14 protein-coding genes and 3 rRNA genes are annotated in these 20,302 nt (G+C 63.9%); 8 read left to right on the forward strand and 9 right to left on the reverse strand.

Translation table 11 applies throughout. The features are described 5' to 3' along the window. The first annotated feature begins 183 nt into the window (after positions 1–183). The 8 genes from FYK34_RS02865 to FYK34_RS02900 all read left to right on the forward strand — a co-directional run bounded on the left by FYK34_RS02865 (position 184) and on the right by FYK34_RS02900 (position 10,400). A 23S ribosomal RNA gene (locus FYK34_RS02865) occupies positions 184–3,072 on the forward strand. A 123-nt stretch (positions 3,073–3,195) separates the two neighbouring features. After that, positions 3,196–3,310: ribosomal RNA gene (gene rrf, locus FYK34_RS02870) — 5S ribosomal RNA — on the forward strand. 88 nt (positions 3,311–3,398) lie between these two features. Continuing rightward, positions 3,399–3,513, forward strand: a 5S ribosomal RNA gene (gene rrf / locus FYK34_RS02875). Between the two features lie 416 nt (positions 3,514–3,929). Further along, on the forward strand, positions 3,930–7,523 hold the full coding sequence (putA, locus tag FYK34_RS02880) for a trifunctional transcriptional regulator/proline dehydrogenase/L-glutamate gamma-semialdehyde dehydrogenase (protein WP_149294967.1): 3,594 nt from the start codon (positions 3,930–3,932) through the stop codon (positions 7,521–7,523). A 128-nt stretch (positions 7,524–7,651) separates the two neighbouring features. Further along, on the forward strand, positions 7,652–8,875 hold the full coding sequence (locus FYK34_RS02885; protein ID WP_149294968.1) for a branched-chain amino acid ABC transporter substrate-binding protein: 1,224 nt from the start codon (positions 7,652–7,654) through the stop codon (positions 8,873–8,875). A 109-nt stretch (positions 8,876–8,984) separates the two neighbouring features. Beyond that, the gene (locus FYK34_RS02890) at positions 8,985–9,407 is read left to right on the forward strand and encodes a hypothetical protein (RefSeq protein ID WP_149294969.1); all 423 of its coding nucleotides are present in this window, start codon (positions 8,985–8,987) and stop codon (positions 9,405–9,407) included. 54 nt (positions 9,408–9,461) lie between these two features. Then, positions 9,462–9,815, forward strand: a complete 354-nt coding sequence (locus FYK34_RS02895; protein ID WP_149294970.1) for a cysteine-rich CWC family protein — start codon at positions 9,462–9,464, stop codon at positions 9,813–9,815. After that, complete coding sequence (locus FYK34_RS02900; protein ID WP_149294971.1) at positions 9,816–10,400, forward strand: hypothetical protein; 585 nt, start codon at positions 9,816–9,818, stop codon at positions 10,398–10,400. It abuts the gene before it with no gap. A 375-nt stretch (positions 10,401–10,775) separates the two neighbouring features. Here the strand turns inward: FYK34_RS02900 and FYK34_RS02905 are convergent, their stop codons facing one another. The 9 genes from FYK34_RS02905 to cobJ all read right to left on the reverse strand — a co-directional run bounded on the left by FYK34_RS02905 (position 10,776) and on the right by cobJ (position 20,046). Next, entirely contained in the window at positions 10,776–11,870 is a 1,095-nt protein-coding gene (locus FYK34_RS02905) for an SGNH/GDSL hydrolase family protein (RefSeq protein WP_149294972.1), read from the reverse strand. 184 nt (positions 11,871–12,054) lie between these two features. Continuing rightward, the gene (bluB, locus tag FYK34_RS02910) at positions 12,055–12,699 is read right to left on the reverse strand and encodes a 5,6-dimethylbenzimidazole synthase (RefSeq protein ID WP_149294973.1); all 645 of its coding nucleotides are present in this window, start codon (positions 12,697–12,699) and stop codon (positions 12,055–12,057) included. Beyond that, entirely contained in the window at positions 12,696–13,988 is a 1,293-nt protein-coding gene (locus tag FYK34_RS02915; RefSeq protein WP_149294974.1) for a cobyrinate a,c-diamide synthase, read from the reverse strand. Before FYK34_RS02915 ends, bluB begins: the two co-directional genes overlap by 4 nt. After that, positions 13,988–14,590 carry a cob(I)yrinic acid a,c-diamide adenosyltransferase gene (gene cobO, locus FYK34_RS02920; RefSeq protein ID WP_149294975.1) on the reverse strand — a complete coding sequence of 201 codons (603 nt, stop codon included), beginning with the start codon at positions 14,588–14,590 and terminating at the stop codon, positions 13,988–13,990. The genes FYK34_RS02915 and cobO overlap by 1 nt, the downstream gene beginning before the upstream one ends. Before the next feature lie 29 nt (positions 14,591–14,619). Beyond that, positions 14,620–15,642: a FecCD family ABC transporter permease gene (locus FYK34_RS02925; RefSeq protein WP_231137357.1), complete on the reverse strand. Its 1,023-nt coding sequence runs from the start codon at positions 15,640–15,642 to the stop codon at positions 14,620–14,622. Continuing rightward, positions 15,639–16,607: an ABC transporter substrate-binding protein gene (locus FYK34_RS02930; protein ID WP_149294976.1), complete on the reverse strand. Its 969-nt coding sequence runs from the start codon at positions 16,605–16,607 to the stop codon at positions 15,639–15,641. Before FYK34_RS02930 ends, FYK34_RS02925 begins: the two co-directional genes overlap by 4 nt. Further along, entirely contained in the window at positions 16,604–17,395 is a 792-nt protein-coding gene (locus FYK34_RS02935) for an ABC transporter ATP-binding protein (protein WP_168209627.1), read from the reverse strand. Before FYK34_RS02935 ends, FYK34_RS02930 begins: the two co-directional genes overlap by 4 nt. Before the next feature lie 3 nt (positions 17,396–17,398). Then, the gene (locus FYK34_RS02940; RefSeq protein WP_149294977.1) at positions 17,399–18,505 is read right to left on the reverse strand and encodes a CobW family GTP-binding protein; all 1,107 of its coding nucleotides are present in this window, start codon (positions 18,503–18,505) and stop codon (positions 17,399–17,401) included. After that, positions 18,502–20,046: a precorrin-3B C(17)-methyltransferase gene (gene cobJ, locus FYK34_RS02945; RefSeq protein WP_149294978.1), complete on the reverse strand. Its 1,545-nt coding sequence runs from the start codon at positions 20,044–20,046 to the stop codon at positions 18,502–18,504. Before cobJ ends, FYK34_RS02940 begins: the two co-directional genes overlap by 4 nt. Positions 20,047–20,302: the final 256 nt, after the last annotated feature.

Raw genomic sequence — 20,302 nt, forward strand, 5'->3', positions numbered from 1 at the left:
CTGAAGAAGCCGAATATATAAAGACGGCGAGATGAAGATGCAGAGTTAATTCTGTGCATCAACAAATCGTCATCTTGGGTATTTGATTGTATCTAAGGCTGCGTCGCGATATCAAAAGGGGCGGTGCAGTCGTCGCACAAACACTCTCTGTTGTTGCGGTAATTTAGGTTACTGAAATGATAGGGTCAAGCGACTAAGTGCATCTGGTGGATGCCTTGGCGATCATAGGCGATGAAGGACGTGTAAGCCTGCGAAAAGCGCGGGGGAGCTGGCAATAGAGCTTTGATCCCGCGATGTCCGAATGGGGAAACCCCTCCGCAAGGAGATCCCTGACTGAATCCATAGGTCAGAGGAGGCGAACCGAGTGAACTGAAACATCTAAGTAACTCGAGGAAAAGAAATCAACCGAGATTCCGTAAGTAGTGGCGAGCGAACGCGGAACAGCCTGACTGTGTTATGAGTTGCGTTAGTGGAATGGAATGGAAAGTCCAGCCGTAGTGGGTGATAGCCCCGTACACGAAAACGCATCGCAAGAACTAAGCAGTCGAGAAGTAGGGCGGGACACGAGAAATCCTGTCTGAAGATGGGGGGACCATCCTCCAAGGCTAAATACTCATGATCGACCGATAGTGAACCAGTACCGTGAGGGAAAGGCGAAAAGAACCCCGGGAGGGGAGTGAAATAGAACCTGAAACCGGATGCATACAAACAGTGGGAGCGGACTTGTTCCGTGACTGCGTACCTTTTGTATAATGGGTCAGCGACTTACGTTCAGTAGCAAGCTTAACCGAATAGGGGAGGCGTAGGGAAACCGAGTCCGAATAGGGCGATTGAGTTGCTGGGCGTAGACCCGAAACCGAGTGATCTATCCATGGCCAGGATGAAGGTGCGGTAACACGCACTGGAGGTCCGAACCCACTAGTGTTGCAAAACTAGGGGATGAGCTGTGGATAGGGGTGAAAGGCTAAACAAACTCGGAGATAGCTGGTTCTCCCCGAAAACTATTTAGGTAGTGCCTCATGTATCACTTCCGGGGGTAAAGCACTGTTATGGCTAGGGGGTCATTGCGATTTACCAAACCATGGCAAACTCTGAATACCGGAAAGTGCAAGCATGGGAGACAGACGGTGGGTGCTAACGTCCATCGTCAAGAGGGAAACAACCCAGACCGCCAGCTAAGGTCCCAAATGATCAGTTAAGTGGTAAACGAAGTGGGAAGGCCTAGACAGCCAGGATGTTGGCTTAGAAGCAGCCATCATTTAAAGAAAGCGTAATAGCTCACTGGTCGAGTCGTCCTGCGCGGAAGATGTAACGGGGCTCAAACTGATAACCGAAGCTGCGGATGCACAGTTTACTGTGCGTGGTAGGGGAGCGTTCTGTAGGTCTGTGAAGGTGTCTCGTAAGGGATGCTGGAGATATCAGAAGTGCGAATGCTGACATGAGTAGCGATAAAGCGGGTGAAAAGCCCGCTCGCCGAAAGCCCAAGGTTTCCTACGCAACGTTCATCGGCGTAGGGTGAGTCGGCCCCTAAGGCGAGGCTGAAAAGCGTAGTCGATGGGAAACGGGTTAAAATTCCCGTACTTTTATGTAGTGCGATGTGGGGACGGAGAAGGTTAGGTCAGCAGACTGTTGGAATAGTCTGTTCAAGCCGGTAGGCTGGGGTGGTAGGCAAATCCGCCGCCCCTTAAGGCCGAGAAGTGATAACGAGGGTCTACGGACCTGAAGTGACTGATACCACGCTTCCAGGAAAAGCCACTAAGCTTCAGCTACATAAGAACCGTACCGCAAACCGACACAGGTGGGCAGGATGAGAATTCTAAGGCGCTTGAGAGAACTCAGGAGAAGGAACTCGGCAAATTGATACCGTAACTTCGGGAGAAGGTATGCCTGTTGAGGTGTAGTGACTTGCTCACGAAGCTTTGACAGGTCGCAGAGAATCGGTGGCTGCGACTGTTTAACAAAAACACAGCACTGTGCCAACACGAAAGTGGACGTATACGGTGTGACGCCTGCCCGGTGCCGGAAGGTTAAGTGATGGGGTGCAAGCTCTTGATCGAAGCCCCGGTAAACGGCGGCCGTAACTATAACGGTCCTAAGGTAGCGAAATTCCTTGTCGGGTAAGTTCCGACCCGCACGAATGGCGTAACGATGGCCACACTGTCTCCTCCTGAGACTCAGCGAAGTTGAAGTGTTTGTGAAGATGCAATCTCCCCGCTGCTAGACGGAAAGACCCCGTGAACCTTTACTGTAGCTTTGCATTGGACTTTGAACAGACTTGTGTAGGATAGGTGGGAGGCTTTGAAGTCAGGACGCTAGTTCTGATGGAGCCGTCCTTGAAATACCACCCTGGTGTGTTTGAGGTTCTAACCTTGGTCCGTGATCCGGATTGGGGACAGTGCATGGTAGGCAGTTTGACTGGGGCGGTCTCCTCCCAAAGTGTAACGGAGGAGTTCGAAGGTTACCTAGGTACGGTCGGAAATCGTGCTGATAGTGCAATGGCAAAAGGTAGCTTAACTGCGAGACCGACAAGTCGAGCAGGTGCGAAAGCAGGACATAGTGATCCGGTGGTTCTGAATGGAAGGGCCATCGCTCAACGGATAAAAGGTACTCCGGGGATAACAGGCTGATACCGCCCAAGAGTTCACATCGACGGCGGTGTTTGGCACCTCGATGTCGGCTCATCACATCCTGGGGCTGTAGCCGGTCCCAAGGGTATGGCTGTTCGCCATTTAAAGTGGTACGTGAGCTGGGTTCAAAACGTCGTGAGACAGTTTGGTCCCTATCTGCAGTGGGCGTTGGAAGTTTGACGGGGGCTGCTCCTAGTACGAGAGGACCGGAGTGGACGAACCTCTGGTGTACCGGTTGTCACGCCAGTGGCATTGCCGGGTAGCTAAGTTCGGAAGAGATAACCGCTGAAAGCATCTAAGCGGGAAACTTGCCTGAAGATGAGACTTCCCTGGAGGCTTGACCTCCCTGAAGAGTCGTTCGAGACCAGGACGTTGATAGGTCGGGTGTGGAAGCGCTGTGAGGCGTGAAGCTAACCGATACTAATTGCTCGTGAGGCTTGATCCTATCATTTGAGTGGCTTGGGAGACCAAGACGCGAGATAGAGTGTGTGCGACACGATCAGATACCGAATATTCAGAGTTAGAGAATCTCTCTAACTCAGGCTTCTTGAGTTTGTACAAGTTTATGTCTGGTGGCCTTAGCGAGATGGTCCCACGCCTTCCCATCCCGAACAGGACCGTGAAACATCTTAGCGCCGATGATAGTGTGGCATTCGCCATGTGAAAGTAGGACACCGCCAGACGCCCTATACGATGACACCGAGCCGATGGCTCGGTGTTTCGCTTCAAAGCAAGCGAAATCCAGAATTACGCGACAGCGTTCACGTTTTTTCTGGCGACCATAGCGAGATGGTCCCACGCCTTCCCATCCCGAACAGGACCGTGAAACATCTTAGCGCCGATGATAGTGTGGCATTCGCCATGTGAAAGTAGGACATCGCCAGATTCCCAATAAAAGCCCCAGGCCCTGCCTGGGGCTTTTTGCATTTCCGACATGCTGAAGTGTGTCATTTTGATGAATATCTGGCAGCTGGGTTTGCTGTGGGGATTGCGCTTGTACTAGGCTGATTTGTCTGTTCAAGACAGCATTTGTTTACTATCGATGTGTTTTGAAACGAAGCATTCACACTGAGGCAATGCTGTGGAAACGTCGATTTGCGGCTATCGGGTGGTATTGCCATGACTTTGTATTGGTTTGGCGAGGAGGTTAATTCGATGCAGAGCCTTGCTCTGTATGAGTTTGATAGCGCTTAGGCGCTAAAGAATATTATATATTGTCCAACAGTTCCAACGTCTCTTGTATACAATAGACGGCTTACCCGGACGCGAGGCCGGGGCTGCAAACAATATCGGAGAAACCCCATGCAATTCGAATCCTTTGCTCATCAGCAGTCCGCTCTGCGCGACGCGATCACGGCCGCTTATCGGCGTGACGAACGCGAGTGCGTGCAAGCCTTGCTCGCGCAAGCGGCGATGAGTCCCGAGCAGGTCGCCTCGGTGCAGCAATTGGCGCGCCGTTTGGTGACCGAGGTGCGCCGCGAGCGCACCCGTGCCAGCGGCGTGGACGCGCTGATGCACGAGTTCTCGCTGGACAGCAGCGAAGGCATCGCCCTGATGTGCCTGGCGGAGGCGCTGCTGCGCATCCCCGACCGCGAGACGGCCGACAAGCTGATCCGCGACAAGATTTCCCGCGGCGATTGGAAGGCCCACTTGGGCAACAGCGCCTCGCTGTTCGTCAACGCCGCCGCCTGGGGCCTGCTGGTCACCGGCAAGCTGGTCGCCTCGCATAGCGCCTCCGGCCTGTCGGCCGCGATGACGCGTCTGATCGCCAAGGGCGGCGAACCGCTGATCCGCAAGGGCGTGGACATGGCCATGCGCATGCTGGGCAAGCAGTTTGTCACTGGCGAAACGATTGAAGAAGCGCTGGCCAACGGCCGCGAGCGCGAAGCGCGCGGCTACCGTTTCAGCTACGACATGCTGGGCGAGGCGGCGATGACCGAGGCCGACGCGCAGCGTTATCTGAAAGACTACGTCACCGCCATCCATGCCATAGGCAAGGAATCGAACGGCCGCGGCATTTACGACGGCCCCGGCATCTCGGTCAAGCTGTCCGCCATCCACCCGCGTTACGCCCGCCTGAAGCATGAGCGCATGATGGCTGAACTGCTGCCGCGGCTGAAGGAACTGTTCCTGCTGGCCAAACAGTACAATATCGGCCTGAACATCGACGCCGAAGAAGCCGACCGCCTGGAAATCTCCATGGACCTGGTGGAGGCGCTGGCCCACGACGCGGACCTGAAAGGTTTCGAAGGCATAGGCATCGTGGTGCAGGCCTACCAGAAGCGCTGCCCCTTCGTGATCGACTTCCTGATCGACCTGGCACGCCGCACCGGCCACCGTTTCATGGTGCGTCTGGTCAAGGGCGCCTATTGGGATGCCGAGATCAAGCGCGCCCAGGTGGACGGCTTGCCGGGCTACCCGGTTTACACCCGCAAGGTGTATACCGACGTGTCCTACCTGGCTTGCGCCAAGAAGCTGCTGGCCGCGCAGGACGCCATCTACCCGCAGTTCGCCACCCATAACGCCTACAGCCTGTCCGCCATCTATAACCTGGCCACCGGCCTGGATTATGAATTCCAATGCCTGCACGGCATGGGCGAGACCTTGTACGACCAGGTCGTCGGCAAGGACAAGCTGGGCAAGGCCTGCCGCATCTACGCGCCGGTGGGCTCGCACGAGACGCTGCTGGCCTATCTGGTGCGCCGCCTGCTGGAAAACGGCGCCAACTCCTCCTTCGTCAACCGCATCGTCGACGAGGCCGTATCCATAGACGAACTGGTGACCGATCCGGTGGCCGAGGCCGCCGCCCACGCCGGCCAGCCGCACGGCAAGATTCCGCTGCCGGCCGACGTGTACGGCAACGGCCGCCGCAATTCCGCCGGCCTCGATCTGTCCAACGAGCATGTGCTGGCCACGCTGCAACTGGGCCTGCAGGCGTCGGAGCAACAAAGCTGGACTGCCGCGCCGCTGCTGGGCGACGGCGATGTGCGCGAAGGCGAATGGCTGGAGGTGCGAAATCCGGCGCTGCGCGACGACGTGGTCGGCAAGGTGCGGGAAGCGACGGCGGACGATGTCGAGCGGGCGCTGGGCCTGTCCACCGCCTTCGCAGCCGAGTGGGCCGCCACGCCGGTGGCTGAGCGCGCCGCCTGCCTGAACCGCATGGCCGACCTGATGGAAGACAATATGCCGGCCTTGATGGGCTTGGCAGTGCGCGAGGCGGGCAAGACCCTGAACAACGCCATCGCCGAAGTGCGCGAGGCGGTGGACTTCTGCCGCTATTACGCGGCGCAGATCGCGTCCGAATTCGACAATGCCACGCACAAGCCGCTGGGTCCGGTGGTGTGCATCAGCCCGTGGAATTTCCCGCTGGCCATCTTCATCGGCGAAGTGGTCGCCTCGCTGGCCGCCGGCAACACCGTGCTGGCCAAACCGGCCGAGCAGACCAGCCTGATCGCCGCTTACGCCGTGCGCCTGCTGCATGAGGCCGGCGTGCCGCGCGCGGCGCTGCAGTTCCTGCCGGGGCGCGGCGAGGTGGTGGGCGCGGCGCTGACCGGCGACGCGCGCATCCAGGGCGTGATCTTCACCGGCTCCACCGAAGTGGCGCAAATCATCAACCGCACGCTGGCCAAGCGCGGCGACGACCCGGTGCTGGTGGCGGAAACCGGCGGCATGAACGCGATGATAGTCGACAGCTCGGCGCTGCCGGAGCAGGTGGTGACCGACGTGCTGAGCTCAGCCTTTGACTCCGCCGGCCAGCGCTGCTCGGCGCTGCGCGTGTTGTATCTGCAGAACGATATCGCCGATAAGGTCATCAAGATGATCAAGGGCGCGATGGACGAGCTGACGGTGGGCAACCCGGCCAAGCTCACCACCGATGTTGGCCCGGTGATAGACGCCGAGGCGCAAGCCGGCCTGCTGGCTCATATCGACAAGCTGAAGCATTCGGCGCGCGCCATGCATCAAACCAAGTTGAGCGCCGATTGCGAGCATGGCACTTATGTGGCGCCGACGCTGTTCGAGATCGACAATCTGTCCGAGCTGAAGCGCGAGGTGTTCGGTCCGGTGCTGCACGTGCTGCGCTTCGCCGCGTCCGATCTGGACAAGGTGGTGGCCGAGATCAACGCCACCGGCTATGGCCTGACCCACGGCATCCACAGCCGCATCGACGAGACCATCGCCGACATCTGCGGCAAGATCAAGGTGGGCAATATCTATGTCAACCGCAACATCGTCGGCGCGGTGGTGGGCGTGCAGCCCTTCGGCGGCGAAGGCAAGTCCGGCACCGGCCCCAAGGCCGGCGGGCCGTACTATCTGTACCGTCTGAGCCGCGCCGCGTGGCAACCCAAGCTGGCCGCCTCGCCGCAGCCGGCTGACCTGTCCGCCTTGGACGCGCTGGCCGCAGCCGCCAAGGCGCAGGGCCTGGCGCTGGACGGCGTCATCGCCGCCGCGCGCCAGGAAAGCCCGCTGTCGCATAGCGTGGCCCTGCCCGGCCCTACCGGCGAAAATAACGTCTTGTCCTTCGCTGGCCGCGGCCGAGTCGGCTGCGTGGCGGGCGACGCGCAAGCGCTGGCCGAACAATTGGCCGCCGCTTTCGCCGCCGGCAACCGCGCCGTGCTGCCGGACAGCGAGGCCGGGCGCAAGCTCGCCGCCGCGCTGGGCGGCCACGCCGAGGTCTCGGCCGATGTGTTGGCGGCGGATGTGTCGGCGGTGTTGTTCGCCGGCGCCGGCGCGGAGGAGGCCCGCCGCAAGCTGGCGGCGCGCGACGGCGCCCTGGTGCCGCTGATCCTGCGCGGCGAGCACGGCTACAATATCCACCGGCTGGTGGTGGAGCGCGCGCTCAGCGTCAACACTACGGCGGCGGGTGGAAATGCCAGCCTGATGAGCATGACAGAATAAGAACTTGCCAGCTTCTGGCCGCATTGAAATAATGCGGCCAGAGTTTTTACTTTAAGAGCAAGTCTGGACCCGGCTCCGGCCGATTACATCGACGTTAGAAGTTGAAGCAAGAGAAGAGGAACGAAGAGATGCAAGTATCCAAACTGTCCACCCTGACTCTGGCGGTCGCCGCCGCCGTCGCCCTGTCCGCTTGCGGCAAGAAGGACGACACCGCCCAATCCGGCGCGGCGTCCGCGCCTGCCCAAGCCGCTGGCGCCACCGAGGTCAAGATCGGTTTTGCCGCGCCGCTGACTGGCCCGCAATCGCACTACGGCGAAGAGTACAAAAACGGCGTGACCCTGGCCATCGAAGACGCCAACGCCGAGAAGCCGACCCTGGGCGGCAAGCCGGTGACCTTCGTGCTGGACGCGCAGGACGACCAGGCCGACCCGAAGACCGCCACCCAATTGGCGCAGAAGTTCGTGGACGAGAAAGTCGCCGGCATCATCGGCCACTTCAACTCCGGCACCGCCATCCCGGCCTCCAAGATCTATTCCGACGCCGGCATTCCGATGATCGCCATGGCCACCTCGCCGGTGTTCACCGCCCAGGGCTTCAAGAACACTTTCCGTTCCATGACCTCCGACACCCAGCAGGGCGGCGTGATGGGCAAGTTCGCGGTTGACAAGCTGCATGCCAAGCGCATCGTGATCGTCGACGACCGCACCGCCTACGGCCAGGGCCTGGCCGACGAGTTCGAGAAGTCCGCCCGCGCCGCCGGCGGCGACGTGGTGAAGCGCGAGTTCACCAATGACAAGGCCACCGACTTCACCGCCATCCTGACCAGCATCAAGGGCGTGAATCCGGATGTGGTGTTCTACGGCGGCGCCGACGCGCAGTCCGCGCCCATGGTCAAGCAGATGAAGCGCCTGGGCATCAAGGCTCCGCTGATTTCGGGCGAAATGACGCGCACCCCCACCTTCCTGCAACTGGCGGGCAAGGAAGCCGAAGGCACCATCGCCTCGCTGGCTGGCCTGCCGCTGGAGCAGATGCCGGGCGGCAAGGACTACGAAACCCGCTACAAGGCGCGCTTCAAGGCCGACGTGGCCACTTACTCGCCGTACGGCTACGACGCCACGCGCACGCTGATCCAGGCGATGGAACAGGCCAACTCGGCCGATCCCAAGGTCTACCTGCCAGTGCTGGCCAAGATCACCCACCAGGGCGTGACCTCCAGCAACTGGACCTATGACGACAAGGGCGACCTGAAGGATGGCGGCATCACCGTGTACAAGGTCGAAAACGGCCAGTGGAAGGTGATGGAAACCATAGGCGGTGGCGCGGCTGCCAAGGACGCTTCCGCAGCAAAGTAAGCAGCGGGCGAGCGGAACGCAACGGCGCGAATCATCGCGCCGTTTTTCATGCGCCCAATAAATGACAATGTTATTGTTTTGATCTTCAAATTCAAGACAGAGGCGCGCCATGAATCGCAATCTATTGATCGCCGGCGGTTTGAGCCTGCTGGCCAGCCTGTTGCATCTCGCCTGCATTGTCGGCGGACCGGCTTGGTATCGCTTTTTCGGCGCGCCGCCGGATTTGGCCGCTGCGGCCGGAAGAGGCGAATGGTGGCCGGCGCTGGTGACGCTGGGCATCGCCGCCGTTTTGGCGCTCTGGGCGCTCTACGCGTTCTCCGCCGCGGGCTGGCTGCGCCGTCTGCCCTTGCTGAAGCCCGCTCTGTTGATCATCACGGCCATCTACTTGCTGCGCGGCCTGGTTTTGTTCCCCATCTGGCTGTGGCGGCCGGAGGCGCTCAATGCATTCGCGCTCTGGAGTTCCTTGATCTGTCTGGGCTACGGCCTGTTTCATGCCGTGGGGCTGGGGCAGCGCTGGCGGCAGCTAGCTTGAGCGCCGCCATCGCGTTACCATCCCGCCGATAGCGATTGAACTTAGAGGTGTGGTTTGGAAACATCGGTCAAGACGCCGCCATCGCCTTGCATAGGCGTGTGCCGGCTGGACGAGGGCGGGCAGGTCTGCGTGGGCTGCCGGCGCACGCTGGACGAGATCGCCGGCTGGTCCCGCTATAGCGGGGAACGCAAGGAGCAGGTCTGGCAGCGGTTATTGGCCTTGCCGCTGCCCGTTCAGCGCAAGACCTGCGCAAGCTGCGGCAGCGGCTTTACCTGCGGCGCGGGCGGCGAAGAGGGGGCTTGCTGGTGCATGGACTTGCCGCATGCGCTGCCAGTGCGGGGGGCGGCTGGGGATTGCCTTTGCCCCAGTTGCCTGCAGAAAAAAAGCATGGACCGGACTGGAAATTAAATGACGGGCAAGGCGCCGCGAGTGATGGACTTCAATGGCTTGCCGGGTACCGAGCATGTGATCGACGACGATACCCTGGCTCGCCGCGCGCTCAATCCAGCAGCCATGCGCAAACAGGCTGAAGCGCTATTGGCGCGGGAAGGGAAAGACGCTGCCGCTCAGGCCCGCGCGCAAAGCCAGGCAGGCTTGATGCTGCTGTATGCCGGCGATATCGATCGCGCCGAGGCATGGCTGCGCCGCGCCATGGAGGATTTGGCGCGGCTGGCGGATGCGGGCGGCCATTGCGCGGCGGTGATTCGCTGGACCCAGGCGCTGGAGGCGCGCGGCTTGTGGCAGGCATCGATAAACGCCTTGGAGGAGCAAGAAGCTCGCATTCGCCAGCATGCCGCTCCTCTTGCCTTATTGGGGTTTGCGCTGCAACACCTGGGCAAGGCCAGACTCGGCGCGGGGTATTTGGCTGAGGCCGAAAGCGCGTTGCGCGAGGCCCTGCTTTTACGCGAGGCGGCCGGAGACGAGGAATTGATCGCATCCAGCCGCCAGGCCTTGCGGGCGGCGGCGCGGCGACGAGACGGGCTTGGCATTTAGACCCGCTGACCCAAGCCCAGATCCAGCGTTGTGTCTCCTTGTGCTAGGGCGTGTACTGCCTCAGTCGGCGCGCCTTGGCCCAGTTTCTCTGCGTGGTTTGCTTCGCGGCCATTAAAAGCGCTCAGTCCTGCACGCGCCTAAGCTTGGCCTGGCCGTTTGAATTTTGCTGGGCGCGAAAGCCCTGGTCCTGTGTCGCGTCTCTTTGCCGTATTTGTACAGTCTGTGTCGGCGGGGCCTGGCTCTCCCATGGCACGGTTTAAGCCTGATCGCTCCCGTTTTGAACGCGTGGACTGAGCGCTGCGCGGACCAGACAATCCGGAATACGCCCGTTGTCGTTGAGAGAAAGCCGCGCCGTGAGGCGCGGCTTTTGTTTATTTATTTGTCCCAGATATTGCCCAGGGTGCCGATGGCAGCCTCCATTTGCGCGGCCATCTTGGCGTGATCGGACAGATTGGGGTGCCAGTTGCAGCCGGTCAGCTCGATATTCTGCCAATCCACATACGCCACCGTGGTGCCTAGGTTTCGTTCCTCCTCCGCGATCCGGCTGACCAGCGGGCGCATCCTGTCGTCCGGCCAGAGATAGGTGGCGGCCAGCAGGAAGGCAGGCTGGTCATAGCGCTGTTTCAAGCGTGCGATCAAGCCGTGGTATGCCTTGACATAGTCGTCGGCCAACTGTTGTTGGCTGCGCGGTTCGTTAGGACCGACCGCGGTGCCGAAGTCATTGATGCCCAGCGCGATCACCACCAGCTGCGGGCGCCAGTCGTAGCGGCGATAGGCGTTGTTGCCCGGCGCGGTTTCCGGCTGATTCTGCAGCAGGCGCGGGTGATAGCTGCGGTAATCCACCTGCGGCATATTGCCGCCCCAGTTGCGCACCATGCCCATGCCCGACATGCCGTTGTTTTGGATTTGCGCGCCGTATCGCTTGCCCAGGTAGGCCGCGAAGCTCTGGCTGGCATCGCTGCGCTCGACGATTTGCTGATCGGTGCAATCGCGCGTGGCGGACAGATTGCCGTAGGCCACGGTCCAGGAATCTCCTATGAATTCGATTTGCCGGCGGGGCTTGGACGGCGGCGCCAGCGGATGAGCATCGCGCAACAGAAAACCGCGGAACAGGCCGGATTGGTCAGGGGACTGAGTCAGCTTGAACAGGCGCGCGGTATGCGGCTTGCCGTCCGGCGCGTCCAGCCAGATGGTGCGCTCGCCGGTTGCCGGCGCGATTTTTTGCGCGGCCTTGCCGTCCAGCTCCAGGCTGTAGTAATTGACCGCGTCGTTGAGGCGGACGCCCACCCCCTTGCCGGCGAAGCGCAAGCTCCAGTTGACGCCGGGCCAGGTGGCCTGCCAGCCGTCCGTCCCCAAAACCTGCCGGCCTCCAGTTTGCACCGCCCAGCGCGGCGCCGGGGTTTCCGTTGCGATCGCCGGCGCGGCGCTCAGTGCCAATAGCAAAACCAGGCATTGATTGGCATTTATCATTACGGCCTCTCCTGTGAAATGTCATTGAATTATCGTATTGGCTTAAATAAATTCAATTGACATTTTCATGAAGGAAGGAGCGATTGTATTCACGCGGCGCGGCTAAGCATTGGCTCTGGGTTGGTGCCGCGGCCGTTTTCTGCCGGTTGGCAAAACGGCGTCTGGGCGATGGAGCCGCTCGGACTCAGCTGCCTTCAGGCCAGCGATCATCGGAAACCAGATCGTTCAACTGGCGCCGGCTGGCCCAATGCTCCAGTTCCAGCATAGGCTTGGGGTAGAACGCTTCGACATGGCCCAGGCACAGTATGGCCACCGGCCGCGCGCCTTCCGGCATGGCCAGCAGGGCGGCGAGCTTGCCCGGGTCGAAGATGGAGACCCAGCCCAGGCCCAGCCCTTCGGCGCGCGCCGCCAGCCACATGTTCTGGATGGCGCAGGCCACCGAAGCCAGGTCCATCTCCGGCAGCGTGCGGCGGCCAAACACGTGGCGCTCGCGGCCATCCATCAGCGCGGCCACCAGCACCTCGCCGCAATCGAGCACGCCTTCCACTTTGAGCTTCATGAACGCGTCCTCGCGTTCGCCCAGAGCGCGGGCGGTCTGCACGCGTTCTTCCTCCACCAGCGCGTGCAGTTGTTGGCGCAGCTCGGCGTTGCGGATGCGGATGAAGCGCCAGGGTTGCATGAAGCCGACGCTGGGCGCGCAATGCGCGGCTTCCAGCAGCCGCTGCAAAAGGGCCGGGTCCACCGGGTCCGGTTTGAAGTGGCGCATGTCGCGGCGTTCGCGGATGGCGCGGTAGACGGCGTCGATGTCGGATTGCGGATAGCGGTTCATGGCAGGAACAGGCTCGCTGTGGCTAAGGGGTTGGAGGGGAAGTAGGCGTGGAAATAGCTGGCCGACAGGCTGCCCTGTCGGTATAGCGCTTCCCCCCGGCCTGCGCCGCTGGCCCTGCGGGCGTGCGACATGGGCGATAGCGGCGTTTCCAGCCGGGTGTAGTGGAAAGTATGACCGCGCAGCGCGCCGCCGGGAAAGTCCATTTGCTGCAGGCCCAACCCGCACAGCCTGTCTTGCAGGACCGCCTGGCCGGGCAGCAGTTCCAGCATGGCCGCGCTGTCGCCCTGGCGGTTGGTCAGCTTGTCCAACAGATAGAGCATGCCGCCGCACTCGGCGTACAGCGGCTTGCCAGCTTGCGCGTGCCAATGTAGATCCGCTTTCAGCGCCGTGTTGGCGGAAAGCGTTTCAAGATGCAGCTCCGGGTAGCCGCCGGGCAGGTAGACCGCATCGCAGTCGGGCAGCGCGGCGTCGGCCAGCGGCGAGAAGAAGGCCAGTTCCGCGCCCAACTGGGTCAGCATCTCAAGGTTAGCCGGGTAGACGAAGGCGAAGGCCGCGTCGCGGGCGATGGCGATGCGCTTGCCGGCCAGCAGTCGCGGCATCTCAGGCAGATCAAGGCCGGGAAACTCGACAGCCGGCGGCAGTTTAGCCAGTGCGGTGGCGGCGATCTGCGCCGCCGCGCGGTCGAGGCGTTCGTCCAGATCGGCGATTTCCTGCGCCTGCACCAGGCCCAGATGGCGTTCCGGCAGCCGAACGGCATCGTCCCTGCGCAGCGCGGCGAGCAGCGGCAGGCGCTCAGGCAGTTGCTGGGCCAGCATCTCGGCGTGGCGCTCGCTGGCGACATGGTTGGCGATGAAGCCGTGAAAGGCTAGGCCGGGGCGGAAACTGGCCAGGCCGTGGGCGACGGCGGCGAAAGTCTGCGCCATGCCGGTGGCGTCTATCACCGCGGCCAGCGGCACGTTCAGCCGCTCGGCCAGATCGGCGCTGCTCGGCGTGCCGTCGAACAGGCCCATGCTGCCCTCGATCAGGATCAGGTCGGCGTCGGCGGCGGCCTGATGCAAGCGCGCGCGGCAATCGGCCTCACCGTTCATCCACAAATCCAGGCCGTAGACGGTGTGGCCGCTGGCCCGCTCCAGGATATAAGGATCGAGGAAGTCCGGCCCGGTCTTGAACACCCGCACTTTGCGGCCTTGATTGCGGTGATGGCGGGCCAGCGCCGCCGTGACCGTGGTCTTGCCCTGGTGCGAGGCGGGCGCGGTCAGGAACAGCGCCGGACAAAGCGGCGCATTCATTAAAACTCCACCCCGCGTTGCGCCTTGATGCCCTGCTCGCGGTAGGGGTGTTTGACCAGCCGCATCTCGGTGACCAGATCGGCGGCTTCCAGCAAAGCCTCCGGCGCGTGGCGGCCGGTGACCACCACATGCTGCATCGACGGCCGGGCGGCGAAGGCGGCCAGCACCTCGTCCAGCGGCAGGTATTCGTACTTCAGCACCACGTTCAATTCGTCCAGGATCACCATCTCGTAATCGTCGCTTGCCAGCATCGCCAGCGCCTGCTCCCAGCCCTTGCGCGCGGTGGCGATGTCGGCCTCGCGGTCCTGGGTGTTCCAGGTATAGCCTTCGCCCATGGTGTGGAAGTCGCAGTTGTCGAAGCCGCCCAGCAGGTCGCGCTCGGCGGTGTGCAGCGCGCCCTTGATGAATTGCACCACGCCCAGGCGCATGCCGTGGCCGACGGCGCGCAAGCCCATGCCGAAGGCGGCGCTGCTCTTGCCCTTGCCGGTGCCGGTGTTGACGATGAGCAGGCCTTTTTCGCCGGTGGCGGCGGCCTTTTTCTTCTCGAAGCCCGCCTTGCGCTTCTCGGTCATGCGCTGGTGGGAGGCCGGATCGGTTTTCATTATGTCGTCCTTGTGTGAGGCCGGCGCCGTCAGCGGCGCAGCAGCCAGATGAAGAAGGCGCCGCCGACGGCGGCGGTGCCGACGCCCACCGGGATGTCTTCCGGCGCGATCAGCGTGCGCGCGGCGGCGTCCACCCAGATCAGGAACAGCGCGCCCAACAGCGCGCAGGCCGGTAGCAAGCGGCGGTGGTCGGCGCCGACGCAGCGGCGGGCGATGTGCGGAATCATCAGGCCGACGAAGCCTATCGCGCCGCTGACTGCCACCATGGTGCCGGTCAGCAGCGACGACGCGGCGAACACCGCCAGCCGCAGCCGGGTCACGCGGATGCCCAGCGTGACCGCGGTCTGCTCGCCGGCCATCAGCGCGTTCAGCGGCCGCGCCACCGCCAGCAGCGCGATCAGGCCCAGGCACAGCGCGGCCAGCGGCGCCGGCAGCAGCTCCCAGCGCGCCTGGCCCAGGCCGCCCAGCATCCAGAACAGCACCGCCGAGGCCGAGCGGTGGTCGCCCAGATACAGCATCAGATTGGCCAAAGCCATCAGCAGGAAGGACACGGCCACGCCGGCCAGCAGCAACCGCTCGGCTTGCAGCCGGCGCTGGCGCACGGCGATGCCGGTGACCAGCAGGGTGGCCAGCAAGGCGCCGGTGAAGGCGGCCAGCGGCAGGGTGGCGCCGCCCAGCACATTGCCGCTGAACAGCAGCACCGTCACCGCGCCCAGCGTGGCGCCGGAGCTGACGCCCAAGAGGTGCGGGTCTGCCAGCTGGTTGCGGGTGGCGGCTTGCAGCGCCGCGCCCACCAGCGCCAGGCCGGCGCCGACCATGCCGCCCAGCAGCACGCGCGGCAGCCGCAGCTGCCAGATGATCAGGTCCTGGCCCGGCTGCCAGGCTGGCGCCACCGGCAGGCCCAGCTGGTGCAGCAGCACATTGGAGCTGACGGCGAACTCGACCGGCGCGGCGCCCAGGCCGGAAGCCAGCGGCAGCGACAGCGCGAGCAGGGCCAGCAAGAGGCCAAGCAGCGGCCAGGCCGGCGGACGGTTGGCGGCGGCGCGGATCACTTGGCGAAGACTTCCGGGTGCAGGCCGCGCGCCAGCGCGCTGATCGCGTCGGCATTGGCGATGCCCGGCGTCGCGCTGTCATAGGGCAGCACGATGAAGCGCTTGTCGCGCACCGCCGCGATCTTGTTCAGCGCCGGATGGTTTTGCAGGAAGGCGATCTTCTGCTGCGCGGTGACCTTGCCGTAATCGATGATCACGATGGCCTGCGGATTGCGCGCCAGCACGGTTTCCCAGTCGACGCGGGTCCAGCTGGCGTTGACGTCGGAGAGGATATTGCGGCCGCCGGCGGCGCGGATCAGCGCGTCGGGCATCGCCAGCCGGCCGGCGCTGAAGGGGCGGTCCTCGCCGCTGTCGTAGACGAAGACCGACGGCGTGGCCTTGCGCTTGGCGACGCGGGCGGCGACGCCGTCCACCTTGGCGCGCATCTCGGCTACCACTTTCTGCGCGCGCGGCTCCACGTCGAAGATGCGGCCGAGGTTGCCGATGTCGCGGTAGACGTCGTCCAGGCTCGCCGCCGGGCGCTTCATCACGTGGGCGCAGGATTCGCTGAGCTCGTAGACATGGATGCCCAATGGCGCCAGCGAGGCCGGCGTCACCGGACCGCCGACGCGCAGGCCGTAGTTCCAGCCGGCGAAGAAGAAGTCGGCGTTGCGGGCCAGCAGCGCTTCCGACGACGGATAGTCGCCGGCCAGTTCCGGCAGCGGGCCCAGCGCCTGCTTCAGCGGCGCGTTCAGCTTGTTCCAGGCGCTGATGCCGGTGTAGCCGACCATGCGGTTCTGCAGGCCCAGCGCCACCATCATCTCGGTCAGGTTGATGTCGTGGCTGACGGCGCGCTGCGGGGCGCGCTGGAAGGTGACCTTGCGGTTGCAGCTGTCCACGGTGAGCGGGTAGCGGGTGGCGTGGACTTGGGCGGACAGCAGCGCGGCCAGGCCGCAGGCGATGAGCGAGGGGCGGATGCGTTTCATTGGATTTCTTCTTCTAATAGGGTGATGCGGGGGTGGCCAGCCTGCGGGTGGCGATCCACCAGCGCGCGCACGCCGAACACCTCGGCCAGCAAGGACGGCGTCAGCACCGCTTCCGGCGCGCCGCTGGCGACGACGCGGCCGGCCTTCAGCGCGTACAGCCGGTGGCAGAAGGCGGCGGCCAGGTTCAGGTCGTGCAGCGTGGCAACGGCGGCGATGCCCAGCCGGCGCACCAGGCGCAGCAGCGACAATTGGTGGCGCAGGTCCAGGTGGTTGGTTGGCTCGTCCAGGATCAGCAGCTCCGGCTTCTGGGCCAGCGCCCGCGCCAGCAGCGCGCGCTGCTTCTCGCCGCCGGACAGGGTGGCGAAAGGCTGGTGTTGCTGCGACGCCAGGCCCACCAGGGCCAGCGCCTCGTCGACGATGGCGTGGTCGGCGGCGCTGCCGCCGCGCAGCAGCGACTGGTGCGGGATGCGGCCCATGTCGGCCACCTCGCGCACGGTCAGGCCGAAGTCCTCGGGGAATTCCTGCAGTACCACCGCCACGCGGCGGGCGAAGGCGGCGGCGGATTGGCCCCAGATGTCGGCGCCGTCGAGTCTGGCTTCGCCGGCCAGCGGCCTGTTGAAGCGGAAGGCGCAACGCAGCGTGCTGGTCTTGCCGCTGCCGTTGGGGCCGATGACGCCGACGAACTCGCCGGGCCGCACGGTCAGCGCGATGTCGCGCAGCAATCTTTCTTCAGGCGCGGTCGCGGCGTCGGGCGACCAGTCCAGGCCGCATAGCTCCAATGCGCTCACCGCCTAGCTCCAGTGCGCGCCGGTGATGTCGCGCAGCAAGGCCACCACGCGCGGGCGGCTGGGGTGGTAGCCGATGAACACCAGCTGCGCCTGGCGCGGCGCGGCCAGCGCCTGGTCGCGGCTCAACTCGATGCGGTTGCGCACGCCCTGGGCCAGCAGCCGGCCGGGGCCTTCGGCGCAGGCGGCGAAGCCCTTGATGCGCAGCAGCGGCTCCTCGCGGGCGATGGCCTCCAGCGCCGCCGCCAGCTTGTCGGCATGCTGGGCTTCCTTGCTGCGGATCATGAACGATTGCCAGCCTGGGTCCTGATCGTGGAAATGCTTGTGGGTGGACAGGCCGTGGCTGTGAGCGGCCTGGCCGCCGTGGCTGTGGCCGTCCAGCAAGGCCTGGTTGGCCAGCGGCCGCATCGCGAGCCCCGGCATGCTGGCCACCGGGCCGTAGTGGCGGTGCGCGGCCGGCGAGGCCTCGTGCAGATGCAGGCCCAGCGTCAGCCGGGTGTCCAGCTTGGCTTGATAGGCCAGTTCGATGAAGCGTATCGACGGCGCCTGCCGGCGCACGGCTTCTTCCGCCGCCAGCAGTTCATCTGCCGACAGCGCGTCAATCTTGTTCAGCACCACGATGTCGGCGTGGCCCAGCTGCTGGTCGAACAGCTCCGCCACCGCGTCGGTCTTGCCGCCGTCTCCGGCCGGCGCGAAATGGCCGGCCAGCAGCAGCGGGGTGTCGACCACCGCCAGCGTCGCGTCCAGCACGAAGTACGGCGCCAGCGCCTCGCTTTGCAGCTGCGCCATCACCGCGCTGGGCAGCGCCAGGCCCGAGGTTTCGATCAGCACGTGGTCGATCTGCTGGCGGCGTTGCCACAGCGCCAGCATGGTGGGCAGGAAGTCGGCGTCGTCGTCATAGGCGACCAGGCCGTTGGCCAGGTCGTGGATTTCCACGCCGCCGGCGTCGGCGTCGCGCAGCAGGCCGCCGTCTATCGGCACCTCGCCGAACTCGTTGACCAGGATGGCCAGCCGGCGCTGCTTGTTGTTCTCCAGCAGCTTGGACAGCAGCGTGGTCTTGCCGGCGCCGAGGAAGCCGGTCAGCACGGTGACGGGAAGGCGTGGCGCGCTCATGCCTGGCCTCCCTGCGGCAGGGCTGCCAGCACGGCGTCAAAGTCGCTGAATGTTTGCGGATAGTCCAGTCGCGGCCGGTCGATGACGATGAACGGGATGCCCAGCGCCGCCGCGGCAGCCGCCTTGGCGTCGAAGCCGCCGGCCTCGCCGCCGTCCTTGCTGATCACGCAGTCGACTCCCCAATCGCGCCACAGCGCCTCGTTGGCGGCCTGCGAAAACGGGCCTTGCATCGCGCAGATGCGCGAACGCGGGAGACCTAAGTCCAACGCCCGCTGCAAATGCTGCGGGTCCGGCGCCAGACGGACGAACCATTGATGCTTTTGCTCCGAGTCGGCGGCGAGGAAGCGGTGCAGCTCCTTGCTGCCGGTGGCGAGGAAAACGCGTTTTCCTTTCGTCATCGCCAGCTTGGCGGCCGCGTCGCTGTCGGCGCAACGGATCACCGGATGCTCGCTGCCGCTGGCCGGCCGTTCGTAGCGCAGATAGGGCAGGGCCAGCTCCTCGGCCAGCGCCATCAGCTGCTGCGACATCTCGCTGGCGTAAGGGTGGGTGGCGTCGACGATGGCGCTGGCCCGGCTGCCGGACAGCAGCTCGCGGCGGCGTTCCACGCCCAGCCGGCCGCTGACGGTGGCGACGCCGGGCACGGCTTGCTGCGCCTGCTCGTTGCCGTAATCGCTGGCGCTGCTGATCACCACCGCGCGGCCGGCGTCGGCGATGGCGCGCGACAGCGCGTTGCCGTCGCTGGTGCCGGAAAACACCCAGGCCGCGCCGGCGGGCAGCGCGTCGGCCTTCACCGTGTCGCTGGTGTTGTCCCAGTTGAAGTAGCCGCGCGGGGTGAACATCCACTCGCGCTTGCGGCGGGTGAAGCGGTTGCCGATGACGATGCTGGTCAGCATGTCGAAGCGGCGCGTGCGCAGCTCGGCCAGCGTGACGATCTCCACCGCTTGGTCTTCGCGGTAGGCGTTGCGGACGATGCCGCACAGCGTTTCTGGCTTCTTGTGCTCCAGCATGATGTCCAGGATGCGGTAGACGCCTTCCTGGCGCTGGCGGCTTTGCACGTTGTAGAACACCACCGCCAGGTCTGCCTGGGCGATGTGGCGGGCGCGGGTTTCGATCCATTCCCACGGGCACAGCAGGTCCGACAGGCTCAGCGTGGCGAAATCGTGCGACAGCGGCGCGCCGAGCAGCGACGCGCAGGAGTTGGCCGAAGTGATGCCGGGGATCAGCTGCACGTCGAAGCCATCGTCCTCGCGCATGTCCTCGTAAGCCAGCGTAGCCATCGCGTAAACGCCGATGTCGCCGCTGGACAGCAGGGCCACGGTCTTGCCGGCGCGGGCCTCCTCCAGCGCCAGCTGGGCGCGCTCGCGTTCCTGGGTCAGCGGCAGCGTGCGGATGTCCTTGCCGGCTATCCACGGTTGCACCCAGGTCAGGTAGAGATCGTAGGACACGATCACGTCGCTCGCGGCCAGCGCCTGGCGGGCGAGGTCGGGGATCAGTTCGGCGCGGCCGGGGCCGACCGAGACGAGGTAGAGTTTGCCGGTCATTTTTTTCCGTTCTTGCTTTGGGCTGCGCCCACTAATAACTGTTTGCCAAAATGTTGGCGACGTACCGAATAGTCCCCTTCGGGACGCGCCGGACAAAATGCGGTCGGCAAGGTTTTAAGCTGCCGTCTGTTTGAGTCGCGCGACGTTAGCGCGCGGCGAGTTCGGCAGCGCCTTGCCGACTGTGTTTTGTCCGGGGTTTCGCGGCACGTAGGGGCGGCCTGGGGGATGCGAGCGTGCGAATCTTTGATTCGCTCAG

Source organism: Chromobacterium paludis (genome assembly GCF_008275125.1).
In the GTDB taxonomy this organism is placed as follows: domain Bacteria; phylum Pseudomonadota; class Gammaproteobacteria; order Burkholderiales; family Chromobacteriaceae; genus Chromobacterium; species Chromobacterium paludis.